Origin of the sequence: Variovorax sp. YR566, assembly GCF_051992195.1 — a bacterium.
Lineage (GTDB): Bacteria > Pseudomonadota > Gammaproteobacteria > Burkholderiales > Burkholderiaceae_C > Variovorax.
On record NZ_CP197092.1, the window covers coordinates 5,642,914 to 5,665,269 of the forward strand.

General features: G+C 68.9%; 12 protein-coding genes. 4 read left to right on the forward strand and 8 right to left on the reverse strand.

The window, feature by feature from the left end:
* Positions 1-120: 120 nt before the first annotated feature.
* On the reverse strand, positions 121-1,536 hold the full coding sequence (gene shkS / locus ACTG4X_RS26390) for a surface-behavior sensor histidine kinase ShkS (protein ID WP_093058602.1): 1,416 nt from the start codon (positions 1,534-1,536) through the stop codon (positions 121-123).
* 101 nt (positions 1,537-1,637) lie between these two features.
* On the opposite strand from shkS, the gene ACTG4X_RS26395 reads away from it, so the two are divergent.
* The 3 genes from ACTG4X_RS26395 (at position 1,638) to ACTG4X_RS26405 (ending at position 3,493) form a co-directional block, all read left to right on the forward strand.
* Entirely contained in the window at positions 1,638-2,036 is a 399-nt protein-coding gene (locus tag ACTG4X_RS26395; protein WP_093077241.1) for a VOC family protein, read from the forward strand.
* Positions 2,030-2,431 carry a phage holin family protein gene (locus ACTG4X_RS26400; protein WP_093058600.1) on the forward strand — a complete coding sequence of 134 codons (402 nt, stop codon included), beginning with the start codon at positions 2,030-2,032 and terminating at the stop codon, positions 2,429-2,431. Before ACTG4X_RS26395 ends, ACTG4X_RS26400 begins: the two co-directional genes overlap by 7 nt.
* Positions 2,432-2,548: 117 nt before the next feature.
* Positions 2,549-3,493: an alkaline phosphatase D family protein gene (locus ACTG4X_RS26405; RefSeq protein ID WP_093077243.1), complete on the forward strand. Its 945-nt coding sequence runs from the start codon at positions 2,549-2,551 to the stop codon at positions 3,491-3,493.
* 36 nt (positions 3,494-3,529) lie between these two features.
* Here ACTG4X_RS26405 and ACTG4X_RS26410 read toward each other — a convergent pair whose 3' ends face one another.
* Genes ACTG4X_RS26410 through ACTG4X_RS26425 form a run of 4 tightly spaced genes read right to left on the reverse strand, consistent with a single transcriptional unit; the run spans position 3,530 to position 8,205 of the window.
* A complete protein-coding gene (locus ACTG4X_RS26410; protein ID WP_093178136.1) occupies positions 3,530-4,645 on the reverse strand; it encodes an ABC transporter substrate-binding protein in 1,116 nt (371 codons plus the stop codon).
* Between the two features lie 28 nt (positions 4,646-4,673).
* Positions 4,674-5,762 (reverse strand): ABC transporter permease, encoded by a 1,089-nt coding sequence (locus ACTG4X_RS26415; protein WP_093058597.1) that lies wholly within the window; start codon positions 5,760-5,762, stop codon positions 4,674-4,676.
* Positions 5,759-7,285, reverse strand: coding sequence for a sugar ABC transporter ATP-binding protein (locus tag ACTG4X_RS26420; protein WP_440532308.1), 1,527 nt, complete (start codon positions 7,283-7,285; stop codon positions 5,759-5,761). The genes ACTG4X_RS26415 and ACTG4X_RS26420 overlap by 4 nt, the downstream gene beginning before the upstream one ends.
* Positions 7,282-8,205: an SMP-30/gluconolactonase/LRE family protein gene (locus ACTG4X_RS26425; protein WP_440532309.1), complete on the reverse strand. Its 924-nt coding sequence runs from the start codon at positions 8,203-8,205 to the stop codon at positions 7,282-7,284. Before ACTG4X_RS26425 ends, ACTG4X_RS26420 begins: the two co-directional genes overlap by 4 nt.
* 278 nt (positions 8,206-8,483) lie before the next feature.
* Between ACTG4X_RS26425 and ACTG4X_RS26430 the strand changes: the two genes are divergently transcribed.
* Entirely contained in the window at positions 8,484-9,494 is a 1,011-nt protein-coding gene (locus ACTG4X_RS26430) for a LacI family DNA-binding transcriptional regulator (RefSeq protein WP_093077247.1), read from the forward strand.
* Positions 9,495-9,513: 19 nt separating this feature from the next.
* On the opposite strand, the gene ACTG4X_RS26435 is transcribed toward ACTG4X_RS26430, so the two are convergent.
* From ACTG4X_RS26435 to ACTG4X_RS26445, 3 genes are read right to left on the reverse strand one after another with little or no spacing between them, the layout of a single operon-like run.
* Positions 9,514-9,798, reverse strand: a complete 285-nt coding sequence (locus ACTG4X_RS26435; protein ID WP_143042651.1) for a hypothetical protein — start codon at positions 9,796-9,798, stop codon at positions 9,514-9,516.
* Positions 9,799-9,829: 31 nt separating this feature from the next.
* Positions 9,830-14,104, reverse strand: a complete 4,275-nt coding sequence (locus tag ACTG4X_RS26440) for an OmpA family protein (RefSeq protein WP_440532310.1) — start codon at positions 14,102-14,104, stop codon at positions 9,830-9,832.
* Positions 14,101-22,167 (reverse strand): SdrD B-like domain-containing protein, encoded by an 8,067-nt coding sequence (locus ACTG4X_RS26445; RefSeq protein WP_440532311.1) that lies wholly within the window; start codon positions 22,165-22,167, stop codon positions 14,101-14,103. The genes ACTG4X_RS26440 and ACTG4X_RS26445 overlap by 4 nt, the downstream gene beginning before the upstream one ends.
* Between the last annotated feature and the right edge of the window lie 189 nt (positions 22,168-22,356).

Here is a 22,356-nt window from a genome sequence, read left to right on the forward strand (position 1 = left end):
TTCGTGTCGCTTCGCCTCCCCCCTTGCAGGGGGCAACACCTGAGGCCCGGCAAAGCCGGCTCCTCGGTGTTTCTGGAATTTAAAAAACCGCGCATGAGCGCGGTTTTTTTATGAGGGCTCTCAGCCGCCCGAGGCGCTCACGCGGGCTTGCGCTACCGCTTCGTCGGCGTCGTGCAGCGCCACGCGGAACACGCTGCCGCTGCCCAGGCGCGAACGCACGCTGACGGGATGGCCCAGCACGTGCGACAGCCGCGCGACGATGGCAAGGCCCAGGCCGAAGCCGTCGGAGGTGCCGGCATGGTCCGCTACCTTGTAGAACTCCAGGAACACGTCGCGCAGATGCTCGGGCGCGATGCCGATGCCGGTGTCCCACACTTCCACGCGCAGACCGTCGCGTGTCTGTCGCGCCGCCAGCAGCACGCCGCCTTCGGCTGTGTACTTGATGGCGTTGGCCAGCAGGTTGCCGATCATGCGGCGCACGCGGATCGGGTCGGTCAGGAACGAGCCCTCGCACACGTGCACGCGGAAGTCGAGGCCGCGGCTCTCGGCCACCGGGCGGTACTGCAGTTCGAGGTCGTGCAGCAGCTCGGGCACGTCGACGCGCTCCACATGCAGGCGCACCTGGCCCGAGTCGATGCGCGCCAGGTCGAACATGGAGTCGAACAGCGCATTCACCGCATGCGTGGCGCGCACGATCTTCGGCGCGAGCTCCAGCACCAGCTCAGGCTCGTTGCGCAGCCAATCGGCGTACAACGAAAGTGCCAGCACCGGCTGGCGCATGTCGTGCGCGGCGCTGGCCAGGAAACGGTTCTTCATGGCCACGGCCGACACCGCCGCTTGGCGCTGCTGGGTCAGCGACTTGATCAGGATGTGGTTGTGGAACAGCAGCTCCAGGCTGTTGCGCGCCGTCTCATGAATGTGCCGCCCCGCCCGCAGCAGCAGGAACCAGTGAAGGATCGGCAGGATCGGCATCAGGTAGCCGTACTGGAACTGCGGATGGTGCAGCGCGATCGACGCCAGGCGTATCACCACCGCGCCCAGCATCGTGATGAACAGCGTGTTGACGTAGCGCTTGAGCAGCGGCGGATGCAGCGCCAGCCCGTTGAGCGGGAAGGTGCCCACACCGGCCACGATGAGCCAGCTCATGAACTGGTTGACCTGCGGCGTGCGCTCGAAGAACAGCAGCACCGACAAGCCCCACACCACCGCGCTGGTGCTCCAGACGAAGCCGTAGCGCTCGGTGAACTGCTGCTGCGCCGCCGCGCTGCGCCCCGCATAGCGCACCGCATAGACCCGCGCGCCCCATGCGCGGCACGCGGTGGCGATGAGGCCGGCTACGAGCCACGTGAGCAGCTCCCAGCGGGGCACATAGGCCCAGTTCAGGCCGACCATCGCGGGCATGAGCGCGGCCGAGACAAAATACGAGCCCCGCGCGGAGCGCATCAGGCTGCGGATGAGTTCGCCGCGCACCCACGATTCGGCCTCGTCGGCCGAAGCCGGGGCGGGGGTCATGCTGGCGATAGACGCGTTGGCCATAAGAGCGGCGATCTTAACGGCGTCCTCGCCATTGTTTCCTAGGGTAACAATCGAAAACAGCGTTCAACAATTCAAACGCTAACCAGGAAGAATTCACTCGCATGCTTTCCCATGTCTACATCGGCGCGAACGATTTCGAACGCGCCTTTTCTTTCTATTCGGCGCTCATGGGCGAGCTCGGCCTCAAGCTGAGGTTTCGCGATGACGGCAAGCCCTGGGCCGGCTGGCAAAGCCCTGATGCGCCCCGCCCGCTCTTCTTGGTGGGTACCCCGTACGACGACCAGGCCGCCTCGCCCGGCAACGGACAGATGGTGGCGCTGATGGCCGCCGACCGGGCCACGGTGGACCGCGCCCATGCCACCGCCCTCGCGCACGGCGGCGTGTGCGAAGGCCCGCCCGGCCTCAGGCCGCACTACCACCCGGACTACTATGGCGCCTACTTCCGCGATCCGGACGGAAACAAACTCTGCGTCTGCTGCCACACACCAAACCCATGCTGAACAACCTGACTCCCTTCCTCATCCACTGGGCCATCACCGCCATCTCGCTGTGGGTGGCCAGCCACCTGTTTCGCGGACTCAAGTTCGACAGCACCGGTGCGCTGGTGGTCTCGGCGCTGCTGCTGGGCCTAGCCAACGCCGTCGTCAAGCCGCTGCTGATCGTGCTCACGCTGCCGCTGACGCTGGTGACCTTCGGGCTGTTCCTGCTGGTCATCAACGCGCTGATGATCCTGCTGGTGGCGGCGCTGGTGAAAGGCTTCAAGGTGTCGGGCTTCTGGACCGCGCTGTTCGCGAGCATCTTCATCTCGCTGCTGAGCATCGCCATCGGCTCGTTCGTGACGAGCGACGACCCGGCCGAGAAGGTGCAGATGCCGCAGAGCGGCAACTGGCTCTGAATTGAGCGCGCACGCCTGAGCACACGGCGCCATCCCATGTTTTGCGGAGAGACAACGCGCAAGGGCTGCCTATGATCCGCCTCACCCGGCATACAGACCGGTGAATGAGGAGCCCCCATGAAGATCGCCTTCACGTCGTGCATGAACTTCAAGTCCGGCCCCGACGGCTACCAGCACGTCTGGGACCGCATCGCGCAGGAGCAGCCGGACTACCTGTTCCTGCTGGGCGACCAGATCTACATGGATTTCTTTCCCGACCTGGGCGAACCGTCCAAGTGGGATGCCGCCAAGTTCGCCGACGTGATGCAGGGAAAGTACGAAGCGCAATGGAACGTGCCGAATTTCAAGGCGCTGCGAACCGCGCTGCGCCAACGGCAGGACAACGGCGGCGGCGTGTACGGCACCTGGGACGACCACGACTTCGCCTGGAACAACGCGCATGGCTCGGACGTCAAGGCGCCGGTGAAGCAGGAGACCCGCCGGCTGTTCACCAAATACATGGAGATCGAGCAGCTGCGCAACCCCGCGCACCTCGACCCCAAGATCGACGGCATCTATTACTCGGTGCCCCTGATGCACCAGCAGCAGCGCATCGGCAAGGCGATCTTTCTCGACACCCGCTGGTACAGCAAAGACCCCGGAGACGCGAGCCCGCTGCTCGGGCAGAAGCAGCTCGACTACCTCAAGCAGGAGCTGGCCAACGAGCAAGGCTACGTGCTGATCTGCGCCGGCATGCCGATCCGCGCAACCGGCAACGGCTGGATGCGCTACCGCGACGACTACGCGAAGTTCCGCGAGATCATCTACAAGCGCAACGTGATCTTCCTGACCGGCGACATCCACGAGAACGCGTTCCTGCCGCCGGCCGGCGAGACGAAGATGTTCGAGGTCGTCTCCTCCGGCGCCTTCGTCACCAAGTACTACTACACCGGCGAGCGCGAGAACTTCGGCATCCTCGAATACTCGCCAGCGAGCACCGACATCAAGCTGTTCGACAAGCGCGGGCTCGGAAGGCACAACGTCATCGACAACGCCACCTTCGTGCACAAGGAGATCCGGTGAAGGCACCTGGGGTGCCTCTCGGCACCCTTGCGGCAGTCACTTGCCCCACACGGCCTTGTACTGCGTGCGATAGCCGTTGTCCGGGTCGAACACGTTCTTCGGCCCGCCGTCCTTGCCTACGTTGCCCACCGTCACCAGATGCACCTTGGGCACGTAGCCCGACCACTTCTCCTTGGCGAAGGCGCGGTTGAGTTCGTCCACGATCTGCCAGCCCTGCATGTTCAGCGGCTCCGGCACCGTGCCGGCCTGGAAGCGCTGCGTGCGGATGCGCTGGTAGGCCGCCTCGGAGCCGTCGCCGGCCGACACGGCCTTGGGCGAGCCGTCGCCCTTCTTGCCTGCCGCCGTGAGCGAGGGGCCCATGAAGTCGAAGTACAGGTCGTTGATGGCCAGCGAGTGCGTCCACTTGTCGCCAAAGCGCTGCAGCAGCGAGGTGGTGAGCTGCGGCATGCGGGTGGAGCTTTCGGCGATGGGGCTGTCCTCGAAGCTCAGCACGGTGCAGCCGCCGCACTTCTTGATGACGGCCTCCATGGCGCGCGCCTTGTACAGCGCAATGGCGTACTGCGAGTCGGTGAAGATCACCACGCCGGCCTTGCCGCCCGAATCGGCCACCACCCACGAGGCGGCGACGTCGGCCACGTCGTCGGTCACGGTGGTCACGTTGGCGTACAGGCCCGCCTTGTCGTTCGGGCCCGGCTGCTCGCCCGAGTGCCAGCCGACCAGCGGAATGCCCGACTTCGCGGCGCCCGCGAACGCAGCCTTCTGCTCGGTGGTGTCGAAGCCGCCGACCACGATGCCCGCCGGCTTGACGGCCAGCGCCTGATTGAGCGCGGCGGTGCGCCCGCTCACGGTGCCCTGCCCGTCGATGACGCGCACCGTCCAGCCGATGGCGCGGGCCGCTTCTTCCACGCCCTTGCTGACGCCGACGATGCCGCCGTTCTTCATGTCGCCCGCGACGAAGACGATGGTCTTTCCGGCGCTGGCCTTGGGGCCGGTGGTGGGGCCGTCCCACTTTTCCTTGGTCATGGTCGCGATCTCGACCTTCTTCTTCGCAACATCGAGAAAGTCATCGGCCATGGCCTTGGGTGCCAGCGTGGCGGCGCACAGGGCCAGCACGGCAGCGGCGACGGTGCGTGCGGGAACACTCTTCTTCATGCTTGTCTCCAGTCGTTGTGATGAGCCGTCATTCCGACGGCGTTGAGGGAACGGGTTGCGCGTGATCGAGCTGCCGCTCGGCAATGCGCCGCTTGATCGAACGGTTGCGCCGCTGCTGCGCCCAGCCCGCGATGCCGATGGACACCAGCAGCGTCAGGCCGTTGAAAAGCGGCTCCACATAGAAGGCGCCGCCGAACTGCTGGATGCCCGAGATGCCGATGGCAAGAATCGCCACGCCAACCAGCGTGCCCCACACGTTCACTCGGCCGGGCCGGATGGTGGTCGAACCAAGGAACGCACCCACCAGCGCAGGCAGCAGGAATTCGAGCCCCACGCTCGCCTGCCCGATCTGCAGCCGCGAAGCCAGCAGCACGCCCGCAAAGCCCGACAGCAGCCCCGACGCGACGAACGCGCCCATCACATGCCTGCGCACCGAAATGCCGTTGAGCTGCGCCGCCTTCGGGTTCGCGCCAATGACGTACAGCGCGCGGCCCAGCGGCGTGAACTCGGTGACGACCCACAGCGTGACGCTCACCGCAAGCACATAGAACGCGCCCACCGGCAGCCCCAGCAGGTTGCCGCCCGCGATGCCGACAAAACCGTCGGGCAACTCGCCCACCACCTGCCGCCCGCCGCTGTGCCACATGGCCACCGCGTAGATCACGGTGCCCGTACCCAGCGTGGCGATGAACGAATCGATCTGCGCCAGTTCGACCAGCAGTCCGTTGAGCACGCCGAACAGCGCCGCGCACGCCAGTACCACCAGCACTGCCGCCGGCCACGGCAGGCCGAGCTGCGTCTGCAGGCTGATTGCGAGGATGTGCCACAGCACAATGCCGTAGCCCACCGTGAGATCGATCTTGCCGGTGATCATCGGGATGGTCGCGGCCAGTGCCAGCAGTGCAATCACCGACTTGTCGGCCAGGATCGCGCGCAGGTTGAACAGCGTCGGAAAGGTGTCGGGCAGCAGCAGCGAGAACAGCAGCGCCAGCGCCGCCATCAGCACCACGAGCCCGTAGACCGGCATTGCGCGGCCGATGCTCTGCGCCAGGGAAATGGCCTCGCCGTCGAGGGACTTGTCTGGCTCCAGCGCCGTGGACCGGATGGAACTGCTCATGCGTGAATCTCCTCGCGCGTTGCCGCGCCTGCTGCCAATGCCAATAGCTTTTCGACCGTGATCGCGTCGCCCGTGAGTTCGGCCGCGATCAGGCCGTCGCGGAACACGAACACGCGCGTACACACGGTCGCGATTTCCTCGAAGTCGGTGGAGACCACGACCAGCGCCGTGCCAGCCTCGGCGCGCTCACGCAGCACGCCGTAGATCTGCCGCTTGGCGCCAACGTCCACGCCTGCGGTGGGCTCTTCGAGCACTACCAGCGGCTTGTCCAGGTGGAACCAGCGCGCCAGCACCACCTTCTGCTGGTTGCCGCCGGAGAGCTGCTGCACTTCGGCGGACGGCGCGGGCGGATTGACGTCGAAGCGCCGGATGAGCGCGAGTGCCTGGTCGTTCTCCCGGCGCGGGCGGTCGAAGGCAAGGCCGCGGTCGCCATGCAATGCGACGTTGGGAAAGAGGTTCTCCAGCACGGTCATCGAACCGGCAAGGTTTTCTTCAAGGCGCTCGCCGGCAACGTAGGCCACGCCGGCGCGGATGGCGTCGGCGGAACACGTGAAGGCGCATGCGTTGCCGAGCAGTCGCATGCGGCCGGCCGACAGCGGCTCGCGGCCGAAGATCGCGCGGCTGATGGCCTCGTGGCCCGCGCCGCGCAGGCCGACGAGGCCCAGCACTTCGCCGCGGTGCACGGCGAGGCTCAACGGGCCGGCGTTGCCGCTGGCCGCGCCGTCGAGCTGCAGCACAGGCTCGCTGCTCCCGGGTTCAGGTGCCTTCGCCTTCTGCACCGAAGCCGACAGCGCCTTGCCCACGATCAGCCCGACGAGTTCGCCCTCGTTCGTCTGCGCCGTGTCCTTCACCGCCACCAGCTTGCCGTCGCGCATCACGGCCGCGCGGTCGGAAATGGCCAACACCTCGTCGAGCCGGTGCGACACGTACAGCATTGCCATGCCTTGCCGGCGCAATTCGCGCAGCACGCCGAACATGCGCTCCACGTCGCTCATCGGAAGGCTGGCCGAGGGCTCGTCGAGCACCAGCAGCCGCGCCTTCACTTCAAGCGCGCGGCCGATGGCCAGCAGCGACTTCTCGGCGCGCGTGAGCGAGAACACGCGGCGGCCTGGATCGATGTCGCAGCCCACGCGCGCCATCACGCGGCGCGCCGTGTCGTTCGCGGCGGACCAGTCGATGAGGCCGAAGCGGCGCGGATAACCGGTGCCCAGACCCACGTTCTCGGCAACCGTCATCCATTCGACAAGGCCCAGGTCCTGGTGGATGAACGCAACCGGCTGCTCGCGCCGGTCGCTGCGCCGCCAGTCGGCTTGCGGTCGGCCGTCGAAAAGAATCTCGCCCTGGTCCGCGGGATAGATACCCGCGAGCAGCTTGATGAGCGTGGACTTGCCCGCACCGTTCTCGCCGAGCAGCGCGAGGATTTCTCCGGCGCGCACGTCGAGCGTGACGTTGTCGACCGCCTGCGTGCCGCCGAAGCGTTTGCTGATGCCCTGGAACTGCAGCAAGGCAGAAGCGGCGTTCATGCGCGCACCGCCCCGCGGGTGTTCAGGCGAATGCGGTAGAGCGATGTCGAGGCGCACACGAACAGCTCGTTGCCGTCATTGCTACCGAAGGTCAGGTTGCCCACCTTCTCCGGCACCGCGATGCGCGCCATGCGCGTGCCGTCAGGGTGATAGACCTGCACGCTGTCGGCGCTGCTTGTGTAGACGAAGCCGTGCACGTCGATGCGAAAGCCATCCGCAAGCCCCGGGTTCACGACCGCGAACACGCGCGGGCTGGCAAGGTCCTGCCCGCCGATCACCTCGAAGGCGACGATATGGTGATGCCCCGAGCCGTCGGTGCGCAAGGCGGCCGATGTGTCGCTCACATAGAGGACGCTTTCGTCGGGCGAGAAGGCCAGGCCGTTGGGCTCTTCGACGAAATCGCTCACCGAGCGCAACGCGCCGCTTGCGGGGTCGAAGCGGAACACATGGTTGCGGCCCAGTTCGCTCTGGGCCTTGTGCCCTTCATGGTCGGACACGATGCCGTACGGCGGATCGGTGAACCAGATGCTGCCGTCGCGCTTCACGACGATGTCGTTGGGCGAGTTGAGCCGGCGGCCCTGATAGCGGTCGACCACCACCTCGTCGGCCAGCGGCAGCAGGCCCGGGCCGAAGCGCGTGCGCACGATGGCGCGCTGGCCGTGCGAGCAATGCAGCAAAGCGCCGTCGGCCTCGCGGGTGTGGCCGTTGGTGAACTCCACGCCCTCGCGCCACACGCTCATGCCGCCTTCGGCATGCCAGCGCAGCATGCGGTTGTTGGGAATGTCGCTCCACAGCACCGCGCCGTCTTCGTGCATCCACACCGGGCCTTCGCTCCAGGCGGCGCCGGTGCACAGGCGCTCGAGCGGACCGGCATCGCGGGCGACGGGGGCGAAACGGGAATCGAAGACTTCGATGGTCATGGCCACGGCGCTGGTTTCCCTGAACTTGGGGTTTGCAGTGTGGCACCGGAAAAGATACCGGTAACTTAGGCTTTTCCCGTACGCTGATTGCGCTATTTTTCATTCTTGTAAAAGAATCAATCGCTGTATTCTTTACATACCTAAATCGGCGATTTACAGGTTATCGGTATCTGACCTCGCGTCGCATATCCTCGAACCCGCATTTCCGAGAGAGAAAGAAGCCCTTGCCTCCAAACAAAGCCACCGCTGCTGCCGCCCCCCTCACCCGCCCCGCGACGATGGCTGACGTGGCCGCGCGCGTCGGCGTGTCGAAGATGACGGTGTCGCGCGCGCTCAACCGCGGCGCGAGCAGCGACCGCGTGACCTCCGAGGCGCTGCGCCAGCGCATCCTGCAGGCCTGCGAGGAGATGGGCTACGTCATCGACCAGACGGCACGCACTTTCTCCAGCAAGCGTTCGGGCTTCATCGCGGTGCTGATTCCGTCGCTCAACAACTCCAACTTCTCGGAAACCGCGCAGGGCATCACCGCGGCGGTGGAAGCGCGCGGCCTGCAGCTGCTGCTGGGCTACACCGACTACCGCGTGGAAACCGAAGAGCGCCTGCTGCGCGCCATGCTCGCGCGCCGGCCCGAAGGCGTGATCCTCACGGGCGGCTCGCACACACCCGCCGCGCGCTCGATGCTACAGGCCGCCGGCGTGCCGGTGGTCGAGACCTGGGACCTGCCCGCCACGCCCATCGAACACACGGTCGGCTTCTCGAACGCGGAGGCCGCGGCCGCGATGGTGCGGCACCTGCACGGCAAGGGCTACCGGCGCATCGCCTTCATCGGCGGCACCTCGAACCGCGACACGCGCGGCGCAGACCGCCAGCGCGGCTATGCGGAGGCAATCCGCGAACTGGGCCTGCCCGACGGCCGCGTCATCAGCTTCGGCCAGCCGCCGATCTCGATGGCGCAAGGCGGTGAAGCGGTGGTGCAACTCGTGCGGCAGTGGCCCGACGTGGATGCGGTGATCTGCGTGTCCGACCTCTCGGCCTTCGGCGCGCTGATGGAATGCCAGCGGCGCGGCTGGAACGTGCCGGGCCGCATCGCGATCGCGGGCTTCGGCGATTTCGAAGTAGCGCGTGCCTGCCACCCGCGCATCACCACCGTGGCGGTGGATTGCGTGGGCATCGGCAAGGCGGCGGGCGAACTGCTGCTGCGTGTGATCGACGGTGCGCGCGAAGGGCATCGGCCGCCCGCGGAGACGGTGATGATCCCGTTCCGCATCGAGCAGCGCGAAAGCTCCTAGGTACCGGGTTCTTCCAGGGTCAGCGAACGCCGGCAACCAGCCGCGCCTCGCTGCACAGCCGCGCGCCGAAGTCTTCGCAGCGCACGTCGAACCCGTAGGCCGCCGCCCGGCGCAGCGCGAAGGCCGTCACGTCGTGCAGGTAGGTGCGCCCTGGCTTGCGCCCTGCCGCGGCGCGGGCCTCGAAGTCGGCCTGGAAATCGCGTGCCCACTCCTCGTAGAGCCGGTAGCGGTCGCAACGGTTGCCGGGGCAGCCCGCCCGCGCGAGCGCTTGCGCGATGTCGACCAGCGGAACCGTGATGGGCATGTCGTGTCCTTCGCGCATGGCACGGGCTTCGTCAGAACTTGCCGAGCACGTTCAGGAACCACCCCTTGCTGCGGTAGCTCATGTCGGTGAGGTTGTCTGAGTAGTCGGTGAAGTTGTAGCCCACGCCCACCTTCAGGTTCTCGTTGACGTGGTAGTACGCGGCGGTGACCCAGCCGCTCTTGCGGTCCTTGAGTTCCTTGGCGCGCAGCGTGCGCCACTCGAGCATCCAGTCCCAGTTGCGCACCAGCTTCCAGTCGACACGCAGCACGGCAAGCTCGGCCGAGCTCTTGAACCACGGCGACGAGTTGTCGCGGCTCGCGCGCAGTTCGCCGCGGCGCCAGGCGTACTTGCCGCCGAGGGTCCAGCGCGGGTCGATGTCGTAGGTGGCGTCGATCGCGAACACGTGGCTGCGCTGCTGGTAGTCGATGCCGGTGGTCGACACGGTTCCCAGGCTCGAGTCGACCCCGCCCGACACCACCTGGCCCGGCGACGACAGGTCGTACAGGTAGGTGTACTTGAAGAGCAGATTCAGCCGGTCGTTCAGCGCCGGGCGCAGCGCGTAACCGAGCATGGCTTCGGTGTACTTGGCGGCGGCCAGCGTGCCGGTGGTGCTGTCGCTGTCGGCCCAGTTGAACTTGCCGACCCAGCGCGCATCGTCGTCCACCTTCCAGCTGAAGGAGTTCTTCACCAGCCAGCTGGTGCGCGTCTCGGCCGTGGTGCGGTCCTTGCGGTATTCGAGGCCGCCGCTGTACTTCATGCGCTCGCTCGAATAGCCGGTGGTGAAGGCCACGGCCTCGCGGCGCGTGGCGCCCAGGGTCTCGGCGCCGATCCAGCCGTTCTCGAAGTTGACGCCGAAGGTCCAGCGCGTGTCGGGCGCGTACTGCACGCCGTAGGCATGCGTGAGGCCCGGCTGCGCGCCGGTGGCCTGGCGATGCTCGGTGAACATGGTGAGGCCGTCGCCCACGCGGGAGCGCACGCCGGTCACGAGGCTGCCGCCGCGGCCGATGAGGTTCTCGTCGGTGCGGCCGGTGTCGGCCACGTAGGTCATGTAGAGGTTGGAGCGGTCGTCGTACTGGTAGTCGACGCCGGCCTTGCCGGCCAGTCCACCGTCGCCGGTGGAGACCTCGCCGCGCAGCGCGAGCTTGTCGTTGACGCGGTAGCGCCCGCCGAAGCCCAGCCGGTCGTTCTCCAGCCGCGTGCCGGTGCGCCGCAGCGTCTTCTGCGCGAAGCCGTAGGCGCTCCAGCGGTCGCTGCCGGTGTATTCGAGCTGCACGGCCGCGTCGGCGCGCTCGCCCGACACCGCCTGCGTGGTCGGCAGCGACGGGCTGGTGATGAGCGCGTCGCCGGTCTTGTCGTCGTAGCGCAGGCCGAGGCCGAGCTTCCACTCGGGCGACAGGGTCAGGGCGTACTGCGCGTCGAGCACGCTGCTGTTGTAGCCGTCGCGCTCGTCGCGGCGGTCGGCCTTCAGGCGCAGCTCGCCTGCGCCGCTCTGGCCCTTCTCGCCGAAGGGCACGGTGGCCTGCACGCCGGTCTGGCGCGTGGCGTTGCTCGCGTACTGGCCCGGCGCCGAGAAGCCCGCGTCGCGCGACTGCGCGTAGGCGCTCACGCGCCCACCGCCGCGGATGTCGAAGTCGCCCAGGTCGGCCTGGCCTTCGAGGCGCCATGCGTTTGCGTTGCCGGTGGGTCCGTTGCCCAGCGTGTTGCCGATGGCACCGTTGCGCCCCGTGAAGCTGAAGCCGCCGTCCAGCGAGTCGAGCTGGCTGGTGCCCGGGCCCTTGCTGCGCGCGAACTCGCCCTTGAAGTAGGTGTTTTCGGTCTTGCGCAGCGTGATGTCGGCGCCGGCCAGGCGCTGGTCGCCGCCGATCTGGTCCTGCCGCGACGCCGTCACGCCCACGCCCACGTGGTCGTTGGCCCACCACGACACGCGACCGCCCACGGCGAGCGTGTCGAGCGAGGAAGTCAGCGGCGTGTATTCGTAGTCCACCACCAGGTAGGTCGGCATGCCGGTGAAGCCGCCGGCGCGCACCAGCGAGCCGTCGTCCGACAGGCTGGGCAGCGGCGCCGACAGCAGCACGCGGCCCTGCAGGTAGTCGATCTCGTAGTCGGAACTCGGCACGAGCTGCGTGCGCTTGAGCACGAAGCCGGAGTCCTTGTCGCGGATCTCCAGCGTCACGCGCTCGGCGCCGCGCGTGATGTCCTGGTTGCGCAGGTAGTAGAGCGATCCGCCGGTGCCGCGGAATTCCTCGCGCGCGGCCAGCGTGCCGGGCTCGGCCGCGAAGGCGTCGACCTTCAGGCGCGCCTCGCCGAAGGCGGTCGACTCCTCGCCCAGGTAGCGGCCATGAAAGCCGTAGAGGCCGCGGCTCACGCGGGTGAGTTCGGTGTCGCCGAAGTTGAGCTTGAAGTTGCCCCACATGGCCTGCGAGCGGCCGTCGTCCACGCGCAGGTAGAAGCGGCCCTGCGTGGGCGCGTCCTCGATGGTGGTGGAGTCGTCGCCGAAGGTGCTCCACGAATCCTCGGGGTCGAAGCGGCGGAACAGCGAGGTCGGGTCCTTGCGGTCGAGGTTGCGGAACAGCTCCTTCAGCGGGCGCTCTTCGGTGTCGACGCTGGCCGTTAGCGTCCAGCGGTCGTTGAGCTGGCCCTTCGCATAGCCGGCAATGCGACCTTCGCTCCAGCCGCCACCGCCGTAGCGGTTCTTGTCGTTGGTCATGATCGCGGCCGGGCCGCTCACGCTGTTGCTGCCCACGGTGAGGTCGGCCTGGCCCACGAAGAACCAGTCACTCGCGGGCAGTTCGAAGTCGCGGCGGTAGGCACGCGTGGCGCCCTGAGCGTCGGTAACGGCGATCTCGCCGGTCTGCACGCGGCGCGGCACCAGTTGCTGGAACACGAAGCGGCCGCTCTCGTCCACCGGCACCGCAAAGCCGAGCGCGCGCACGCTCTCGCCGGGGCGAATGGCCGCGCCGCTGGCGGTAACGGTGCCGGCGCTCAACGGAATGTTGGCGATGGCGATGTTGTTCTGGCCATAGCCGCGCAGCAGCTCGCGCACCGGGTCGGGCGGCGTGCCGGTCTCGGGCTTGTGGCGCTGGGCCAGCGTGAGCGAGAGGTCGTCGGTTTCGTCGAAGCGGCCCTGGCGGTCGTACACGCGCACGCGGTAGTACAGCTTGCCGCTCGCGCCTTCGGCGAGGCGGTTCAGCAGGCCATCGGGCACCTGCCATTCGCCGCGCAATGCGGCGTCCAGCGGCACGGTTGCGACCAGGCGGCGCTGCATCACGTCGTTGGCGGTGAACACGCGCAGCTCTGCCTTGCTGGTGAACAGCAGGTAGTTGCTGTAGCCGGCGAAGCGCACGGTGTCGCCCGCCACCACGGTGGTGGGCCATGCGCTGGCGCTCAGGCGGCGCGGCTGCGAGAGGTTGTCGTACTGCAGGCGCAGCTGGTTGCGCTCCAGCTGCACGTCGACGCAACGCTGGCGGTCGGCACTCGTCGTACCTTCGGCGGACGGGAGCTTGCCGTCTGCGGACAGCAGCTGGCCGTCCACGCTCAGGCGCAGCGGTGCGTCGTCGGTGCCGAAGGCGGTGAAGGTGCGGCACACGCCGGGGTCGGCTGGTGCGGGTGCCGGCGCAACGACAGCATCGCGCCAGTACACGCGCACTTCCACGCGCCGGTTGGCGGCCCAGTTGGCGGGGTCAGTTGCAGGCGTGGCCACGGGTGCATCGGGGCCGCGCGACGTGGCGGAGGCCGCAGCCTCCGGCAGGCCCAGGCGCTGCGTGAGGTAGCGACCGGCCTGCTGCGCGCGGGCCAGGCCCAGCGCGTGGTTGTCGGCAAAGCGCTCGCGCGACTTCGCGCTCAGGGGCTGCGTGTCGGTGTGGCCGACGATCTCGAAGCGCAGGCCGTCGCGGCCCTTCACCTGGTCGGCGATGCGGTCGAGCTGCGCGCGGTCGGCGGGCAGCAGGCCATCTGCGCCGGAGTCGAAATGCGGCGTGCTGGTGTTGCTGCGTTCGGCGGGCGATGCGGCCACGGCGGCCGTCGCCGCGCGGGGCTCGACCGCATCGCCGAGCACGAAGGTGGCCTTGGGCAGCTCGCGCTCGCTGCTGCGCGGCAGGCGGCGTGCGCCGTCGATATCCACGGCGCGCGGGTCGGCCGTGGCCTGATCGAGCATGCGGCCGCGCACGGCGGTCTCCTGCGCGGCGGCCAGCCCCATGCTCAGGCAGGCGGCGGTCACGGCGCCTGCAAGGGCCATGCGCTTCGGAAGCGTCTTTCTTCTTCTCATGTCGGCTCGCTGGATCGGGTTCGGTGTCTGTGGGCGGGTCATGGCTTCGCCTCGTCCGAGGCGGCGGTGGCAGGCACCAGCTCGACCTCGATGTCCAGGTTGAAAAGCGGCGGCTCGTTGCGCCCGGCGCGTTGTTCGCCAAGCTGCTTCCAGCGCGCGAGCACCGCGGCCTTCACCGCGTCCGTGCGCTGGCGGCCCAGCGATGCGGGCTCGCCCTGCGCGGCCTTGTAGGCCAGCCGCAGCACTGCCGTCTTTTCGGCCAGCACGCTCACGGTGCGGTCGAGCTCGCCCGCGAAGCCGGCGCGCAGCGCGCTGTTGCCGTCTTCGAAGGCCGCGCCCTGCAGCGCGAGGCGCACCACGCGGTGCACGGTGGCGCCGAAGTTGATCTTCAGCACCTTGCCGCGCGTGGCGCGCTCAGCCGCCGGGTTCTCGCTGGTGGTGCGATAGCCCGAAGGCAGCGTGCGCTCGTCGAGCTTGAGCACCAGGTTGCTGCCGGTGCCTTCCTTCGGAATGGCGGCGCAGGCGATGTGGTAGCGGCCTTCGGCGTCAGTGATGGCCAGCACGCCGTTGACCGTTGCGATGCGCACGTTGGCAAGGCCCGGTTCGCCGTCGTCCTGGTAACCGTTGGCGTTCTTGTCGTCGTAGACCTTGCCGATCACGTCGGTGCAGTCGAACAGCGCATCGGGCACCACGCGCACGGTGGCCGTGGCAAGGTTCGACAGCGTGCGGCCGCCCACGCCCTGCAGGGCGACGACCTGGTTGACGAACTCGCCCTCGCCCACGCCGACCCCCACGCCCGCGACCATCAGGTATTCCTTGGTCTCGTTGGGCGCGAAGTTCTGGCCGGGCACCACGACCTGGCGGCCGTTGATCTGCGGCACCACCGGCAGCGCCACGCCGCCGGGCATGGTGCGCACGGTGAGCGAGCCCTGGATGTAGCGGAAGCCCGGCGGCAGCGTGTCGACCACGGCCACGCCCGGCACGGGGTTGCCGCGCGTGTTGCGCGCCGTGATGCGGTAAGGCAGCAGCTCGCCCTTCTTCACGGTGAGCTTCGATGTCGTCTTGCGCAGCTCGATGAGCGTGGCGTCCGACGGGTCGAGCGGGATGTTGTTGGCCACCACGTGCTGGCCGCCGCCGCCCGGCATCTTGAACATCAGGTAGTAGCCCGCGCCGGTGACCAGCGCCGCGCCGGGGCTCACCACGCAGGGGTTGGTCTGCGCGGGTGCCGGGCCGTTGGCGGGCGCCGCGCACGACTGCGTGCCCAGCGCACCGGCCGCGGCCGGGTACATCGACGACGGCAGGTAGGCGCCCGGCGGCGTGATGGCCAGGCGGTAGTCGCCGGCCGGTGCGCCCGGCAGCAGGAAGAAGTCGTAGTAGCCGTTGGGGCCGGTCGTGTAGGTGTCGCGCCCGTCCAGCAGGTGCTGCGCGGGGTCGAAGCCGGGCGGGCCGACCAGGCGCACCACGGCGCCCGGCACCGGCGTGCCGCTGACGCTGTCGTACACCACGCCGCCCGGGTCGTACGGCAGGTCCTGCTTCTGCACGTTGGCGCCCGCGTTCACGCGCACCTTGATGGTGAAGCGCGGATCGCTCGCGGCGGGCGTGGGATACGGGCCGCTCGCGCCGTTCTGCGACGCATCGGTCGGCCATACGCCGCCCACGACGCGGCCGTCGGGCGCGCGGAAGCGCACGCGGTATTCGCCGGGCACGAGGTCGCCGAAGCGGTAGCTGCCGTTGGCGCTCGTGGTCACGGTGTAGAGCACGGTGGCCGCGGTTTCCGCGCAGGCGTTGCCGCCGTCGGCGCAGCGCAGCAGCTCGACCGTCCAGCCTTCGCCCTGGCCTTCGCCCGACTCGCGGGTGCGGTTGTGGTTCTGGTCGAACCACACGGTGCCGGTGAGCGAGGCGGGCTGGTTGCTGTGCTCGTTGAAGTCGTAGCCGGTGCCGTGGGCGTCCAGGCCGGTGAAGTTCACGCGGATCTGGTTCGGTCCCTGCGCGGTGCCGCCCAGCGTGCCGGGCACGGCAATGCCTTCGTCGTAGCCCGTGGGCTGCGTCTCGGTGACGGTGTAGCCGCCGCTGCCGGGCAACGGCAGGCCGGGCAGTTCGTAGCGGCCGTTGGCGTCGGTGACGGCGGTGCGCGTCACCGGCTGGCCCGCGGCATCGGTGCCGGTGAGCGTGATGGTCACGCCCGGGATCGGCAAGTCCTGCGGCTCGCGCGTGCCGTTGCGGTTGGCGTCGTTGTAGACGGTGCCCGCCAGCGATGCGCCGCGTTCGCCGAAGTTGTAGTTGTCGCCGTTGCCGCCGCGGTACGCGATGGCGCCGATGACGTCGTTGCCCAGCGTGCCGCTGGCCGCGCCCTCGAGCGTGCCCACGGCGTCGAGGCCGTCGGCATACGTCACGGGCTGCGTCTCGCGGATGGTGTAGCCCGCGGCGTCGGCCGGCAGCAGGCCGGTGAAGACGTAGCGGCCGCTGGCGTCGGTGACCACGGTGGCGTTCACCGCCAGGCCGCTGGCCGAGCGGCCGGTGAGCGTGAGCGTCACGCCGGGAATGCCGACCTCGGTGGGCTGGCGGATGCCGTCGTTGTTGGTGTCGACGTACACCCAGCCGGCGATCTGGCCGCCGCGCTCGCCGAAGTTGTAGTCGATGCCCACGTCTTCCGAGACCAGCGCGAGGCCGCCGAAGCGGTCGTTGGTGCCGCCGGGGTTGACGGTGCCGCGCGCGGCGCCGCCAACAGTGCCGAGCGACTCGGGGCCGTCGGCCACGCCGGCGGGTTGCGTCTCGTCGATCTGGTAGGTGCCAGGCGTCAGCGCGTCGACCAGGTAGCGGCCGTCGGCAGCGGTCTGCACCGTGCGATCGACGGCGTTGCCCTGGAAGTCGGTGCCGGTGACGCGCACGGTGGTGCCGGCGATGCCGGGCTCGCCGCTGTCCTTGGTGCCGTTGGACGGCGCCACGTCGGCGTACACGTAGCCCGAGAGGCTCGCGGGCTTCACCGCCGAGAAGTTGTTGCCGGCCGAGCCCGCGCCCGCGGCGCCAAGCACGATGTTCTGGATGACGTTGGCCGTCGAGCCGTTGGGGCCGTTGGTCACGCCGGTGCCGCCGGTCGGCACGGCGCCGGGCGTGCTGCCCGCACCGCTGACGTTGCCGGCGCGCGTGATGCCGGGCAGGTAGCCCGTGGGCCGCGTCTCGGTCACGGTGTAGCTGCCGGGCGCGAGGTTCGGAAAGCTGTAGTCGCCGCTGGCGTCGGTGGTGGTGGTGCGCGACACCGTCTGGCCGTTGACGTCGGTGCCCGTGAGCGTGATCGTCACGCCCGCCAGGCCCGGCTCGGTGGCCGGCGCGCCCTGCGCGCCGCTGCCGTCGCGGTCGTAGTACACGCGGCCCGAGATGCCGCCGGGCAGCAGCTCGCCGAACCAGTATTCGCCCTGCGTGGTCGGCACGCTGGTGCCCGAGACGGTCACGCCGGTGATGACGTTGCCGCCGCCTTGCGGCGTGCCGGGTTGGCCGTTGTTGTTGGCCTTGCCCGGCGCGTAGTTGGCCGGCTGCGTCTCGGTGATGGTGTAGCCGCCCGCGCCCGACGGGGGCACGTTGCGGAACTCGTAGCTGCCGACCGTGCCGGTGGGCACGGCCAGGATGTTCACCGCGTTGCCCGCGGCGTCGGTGCCCGTGAGGCGCAGCTCGACGTTCGGGATGCCGGTGTCGCCGGCCTGCGGCACGCCGTCGTTGTTGGCATCGACGAACACGTGCGTCGTGATGCGGGTGAGCAGCTCGCCGAAGTCATAGCCGGTGCCCGTGACGTTGGAGCGCAGCGCGATCGCGCTCACCACGTCGTTGCCCGCGGTGCCGCCGGCGGTGCCGGCCGCGTCGCTGCCGTCGGCGAAGGCTGCGGGCTGTGTTTCAGTCAGCGTGTAGCTGCCGGGCGTGAGGTTGTTGAAGGCATAGTTGCCGGTGGTCGCGGCCGTGGTGGTTGTCAGCGACACCGGGTTGCCGAACATGTCGGTGCCGGTGAGCGTGACGGTCACGCCGGCGATGCCGGGGTCGCCCGCGCTGGCGGCGTTGTTGTAGTCGGCGTCCTGGTAGACGCGGCCGGCCAGGCTGGATGCGCGTACCTCGCCGAAGTTGTTGGCCGTGGAAGCGCCGCCCGTGCCGAGCACGATGTTGTCGATGCGGTTGGCATTGGAGCCGTTCGGGCCGTTGCTGGTGCCGGGCGGGACCGTGCCTACCGTGCTGCCCACGCCGCTGACGGTGCCCGCGCGCGTGATGCCGGGCTGGTAGGCCGCTGGCTGGTCTTCCACCACGCTGTAGGTGCCCGCGGGCACGGTGAAGCCCCAGTTGCCGTTGGCGTCGGTGGTGGTGGTCATGGCGACCGCGTTGCCCGAGCTGTCGGTGCCGCTCAACCGCATGGTCACGCCGGCGATGCCGGGCTCGCCGCCGTCGATCAGGCCGTTGCCGTTCAGGTCTTCGTACACGCGGCCGGACAGCGCGCTGTTCTGCACCGTGATCTGGCCGTCGTTGAAGTTGTTGCCGGCGTCCGGATCGGCACCGCCGTTGGTGTCGCCCGAGCCGGTAGTGACGATGTGCGCGCGGTTCGTGAGCACGGTGCCGTTGGCTGGCGCGGCGCCGCTGAAGCGCACCGGAATGCGCACGGTGGCCGTGCCGTTGGCCGGCATCGAGGTGATGGCGCAACTCACGGCCGTGCCGCCGGCAACGCCGGTGCAGGTGGGCGCGGCGGGCGTGAAGGCGCCGCTCGTGACGGTGAACACCGGCGTGCCCGTCAGCACCAGCGGCGCGGGCAGCGTGTCGGTGAAGCTGGTGGTCTCGGCGCTGTCGGGGCCGTTGTTGCGCAGCTGCACGAGCCAGTCGAAGGTCTGGGCCGACGACACGGTGGCCAGCGGCGTGGCGGTGCCGGTCGTGACGGCGGCCTTGGAGACCACCTGTACGTCGGCCTTGAAGCGGAAGGTGGTGTTCTCTGCCACCGCGTTGTTGCCCTGCACGGTGTCGAAGGCATTGCGCGTGGCGTCGAAGAAGTCGACCTTCGCGTTGTTCTGGAAAGTGCCGCGCGACGTGCCCCTGAGCACCACGCGGAACTGCAGCGAACTGAGCTCGCCGGTGGACGTGGGGCCCGTGCCGCCCAGCGTCGGGATGGTGAACACAATCTGCCCGCCGGCCGAGCCGATGGCTGCGCCGCCGGCCAGCGCGAAGCTGGTGCCCGTCGGGGCATTCGACGGAATACTCACCGACACCAGCGTGGGCGGTGTCTCGCCGCCTGGGCCGGGCAGCGGCAGCGTGTCGATCAGGCGCACGTCTTCCGCGGTCGACGCGCTGTTGTTCGACACGGTGATGGTGTAGCCCACGTCGTCGCCCACGTTCACCGGGTCGGCGTCGTCGCGCTTGGTCACGACCAGGTCGTATACCGGCGCGGTAACGGTCGCGGGCACGGCGGCGTCGTTGTTGGTGGTGAGCAGCTCGGGCGTGTCGGTGGCAACGTGCGCGCCGTTGGTCACCGCGGTGCCGTTGAGCGCGTACAGCGGCCGCACGCGCACCGTGACGGTCTGCTGCACGTTGCGGTTGAGCGAGCTCCAGCTGCACACGAGTTGGTTGTTGGTGGTGCCGGTGCCCGTGGGCTGCGTGGTGACCGGTGTCGTACCGCAAGTGCCTCCGCCGGAGGCGACGGCCGTGAGGAACATCAGGTTGGCCGGCAACGTGTCGGTCACGCTCACGGCGTATGCACGGCTCAGGCTGTCCGGTACGTTCCGGTTGACGACGGTCAGTGTGTAAGTGAGCAGCTGGCCGACCGGCACCGAGGCCGGGCTGGCCGACTTGGTGACCGTCACGTCGCTGCGCGCCACGAGGTAGGCAATGGCGCTGCCGTCGTTGTTGGCCAGGTTCGGGTCGGCCGGCGTGACCGCCAGTGCGTTCGCCGTGTTGTTGATTTCGAAGCCGTGGTCGGTGGCCGAGCGGCCGTCGCCGTAGTGCGACGCAACGACGCGTATCACCGGACACAGCGGCAGCGCGCTGACGGCGTCGGTGCTCGCGCGGCAGACCGGCAGGGTCGACAGCGTGCAGTTGGACAGCGATGCCTGGCCGAAGCCGCCGCCGTTGGCCGGCAGCGCGCAGGTGCCGGCGAAGGTGCCGCCGTTGGCGGTCTGCGTGACGTTGCCGGCGCCGATCACCTGCGCGAAGGCGTCGGTGACGACCACGTTCTGCGCTTCGGAAGGACCGGTGTTGACCACCTCGATTTCCCACGTGACGGGCTGGCCCGCGATCTGGCGGTTGCCGGCGCTGTCGCCGATGCCCACCACGCGCTTGAGCACTTTCACGTCAGCGGCGGTGGCGACGTCGTCCACGCCGGTGCCGAGGTTCACGCAGTCGTTGCCGGTGTTGGCGTCCGGGTCGGTGCCGAGCGTGGGCGCGCTCGCGGGCAACGCCACGTTCACGCACATCCTGTTGACGATCTGGCCGCCGCCCGACGGCAGCGCCGGGATGGTGGCGTTCACGATGATGTAGCCGCCGTTGCGCGCGCTGGCACCGTTCGACAGGTCGACATCGATGTCGGCGGCGAGCGTGCGCGTGCAGGTCACGGTCGCGGGGCCGGGCACCGGCGTGGCGGGCGTCGGGACGACGGTGGTGCCGCCCTGGGTCACCGTGCAGGTGTAGCCGTCGCGCTGCGTGACGCTGTTGATCTGCACGCCGGCCGGCAGGTCGTCCACCAGCTGGATGGTGCTGCCCGCCAGCAGGCGCGTGCTGCCGAGGTTGGTGCTGCCGACCTGGTAGTCGAAGGCCTGGCCCAGCGGCACGTTGTTCTGCGGCCAGCCACGTCGCTTGTCGGCGCGGAAGTCGGTGGCGGAGACCGCCACGTCGGCGGGCACGCTGCCCGTGGCGGAGTTGGCGATGGGCCCGGTCGCGCTCACGGTGGCCTGGTTGACGACGCCGGTGCCGGCAGACGAGGCGATCACGGGGATGAGGATGTCGCCGAGCGCCACGTTGGCGCCGCCGGTGCCGCCGATGTCGGTGCGCGTGCAGCTGACTGTCTGGCCGGCGACCGAGCAGGTCCAGCCGCCGCCCGCGGAGAACGGCTGGATCGTGAAGTTGGCCGGCAGCGTGTCGCTCAGCGTGACGCCCGTGGGAGCAGTGCCGCTGAAGCTCGGGCTCAGGCGGAAGTTGAAGCGCTGCCCCACCAGCAGCTGGCCGCCGTCATGGCTCTTGGCGAGCGCGAGCACGTAGCCCGCCGTCACGGTGGTGTTAGCGGTGGCGCTGTTGTTGGTGGAAACGCCATCGCCGATCGAACCCGTCGGCGCCACGGCCGGCTGGTGCGTGATGGTGGAGCCCGCGCCCGCGGTGACCACGCCGTTGACGGTGAAGGTGCGCGTGTTGCTGCCCGGGGTGGCAGGCGTGGCCGGCACGTTGCAGGTCAGCAGGCTGCCGCTGATCGAGCAGCCCGAAGGCAGGCCGGAGCCCGAGACCGACAACCCCGTGGGAATGGAATAGGTCAGCGTCGAGCCCGAGCTGGTGTCGGGGCCGTTGTTGGTGAGCGTGAAGACGATCGGCACCGTGCTGCCGCTCGGCGCGGTGGCCGGTGCGTTGATGGCCACCGACACGTCGGCGCCCTGGTTCACCGTGATGATCTTGGTTTCGCTCGAGCTGCCCCCGCTGATCGCGGCGGTGACGCTCAGCGTGCCCTGGACGGTGGTGCGCAGCAGTACCTGGAAATCGCGCAACTCGTTCGCACCCAACGTGATGCCCGAGCAGGTCAGCGTGCCCGGGCCGGCTGCGCCCACCGCGACGCCGGACGAGCAGCTGCCCACAGGAACCGCGCCGGTGCCCATGTAGATGGTGTTCGCGGGGATCGTGTAGGTGAAGGAGGCGCCCGGCGCGCCGATCGGCAGGCTGTCGGTCTCGGCGATGGTGATGGTGCTGGTCACCGTGCCGCCAGCGGGAAGGATGTCGGGCGAATGAACAAGGCTCGACACCTGCGGCACGGCATGCGCGGCCGCGGCGAACAACAGCCCCGCCAGAGGCGCTGCCACGCGCGTCAGGCAGCGGCGCAAGCGCGCTGCGTTGGAAGGCACGTCGCGACGCGCCGACGCGTGCGACAGATTCGTTGGGGTCCTGAACATCCCGTCCCTCGTGATTGCTCTGATGGACCGGGCACCGTTTCTTTTGTCGCCGCTCGATGCGGCGGGGTGCTCCGGAAAGGGCGCGATTCTTGGACCCCACTCGCCGGTGCACTTTTGGCATTCAGGACAAAAGCTTTGCCGTTAATGACATTTGTTTACGAATGCAACATAATGTGAACTAAATCACAC

What these genes read in the sequence shown, in the direction of transcription:
- shkS (WP_093058602.1), bottom strand. Translation starts at nt 1,536, where the DNA reads ATGGCCAACGCGTCTATCGCCAGCATGACCCCCGCCCCGGCTTCGGCC.
- ACTG4X_RS26395 (WP_093077241.1), top strand. Translation starts at nt 1,638, where the DNA reads ATGCTTTCCCATGTCTACATCGGCGCGAACGATTTCGAACGCGCCTTT.
- ACTG4X_RS26400 (WP_093058600.1), top strand. Translation starts at nt 2,030, where the DNA reads ATGCTGAACAACCTGACTCCCTTCCTCATCCACTGGGCCATCACCGCC.
- ACTG4X_RS26405 (WP_093077243.1), top strand. Translation starts at nt 2,549, where the DNA reads ATGAAGATCGCCTTCACGTCGTGCATGAACTTCAAGTCCGGCCCCGAC.
- ACTG4X_RS26410 (WP_093178136.1), bottom strand. Translation starts at nt 4,645, where the DNA reads ATGAAGAAGAGTGTTCCCGCACGCACCGTCGCCGCTGCCGTGCTGGCC.
- ACTG4X_RS26415 (WP_093058597.1), bottom strand. Translation starts at nt 5,762, where the DNA reads ATGAGCAGTTCCATCCGGTCCACGGCGCTGGAGCCAGACAAGTCCCTC.
- ACTG4X_RS26420 (WP_440532308.1), bottom strand. Translation starts at nt 7,285, where the DNA reads ATGAACGCCGCTTCTGCCTTGCTGCAGTTCCAGGGCATCAGCAAACGC.
- ACTG4X_RS26425 (WP_440532309.1), bottom strand. Translation starts at nt 8,205, where the DNA reads ATGACCATCGAAGTCTTCGATTCCCGTTTCGCCCCCGTCGCCCGCGAT.
- ACTG4X_RS26430 (WP_093077247.1), top strand. Translation starts at nt 8,484, where the DNA reads ATGGCTGACGTGGCCGCGCGCGTCGGCGTGTCGAAGATGACGGTGTCG.
- ACTG4X_RS26435 (WP_143042651.1), bottom strand. Translation starts at nt 9,798, where the DNA reads ATGCCCATCACGGTTCCGCTGGTCGACATCGCGCAAGCGCTCGCGCGG.
- ACTG4X_RS26440 (WP_440532310.1), bottom strand. Translation starts at nt 14,104, where the DNA reads ATGACCCGCCCACAGACACCGAACCCGATCCAGCGAGCCGACATGAGA.
- ACTG4X_RS26445 (WP_440532311.1), bottom strand. Translation starts at nt 22,167, where the DNA reads ATGTTCAGGACCCCAACGAATCTGTCGCACGCGTCGGCGCGTCGCGAC.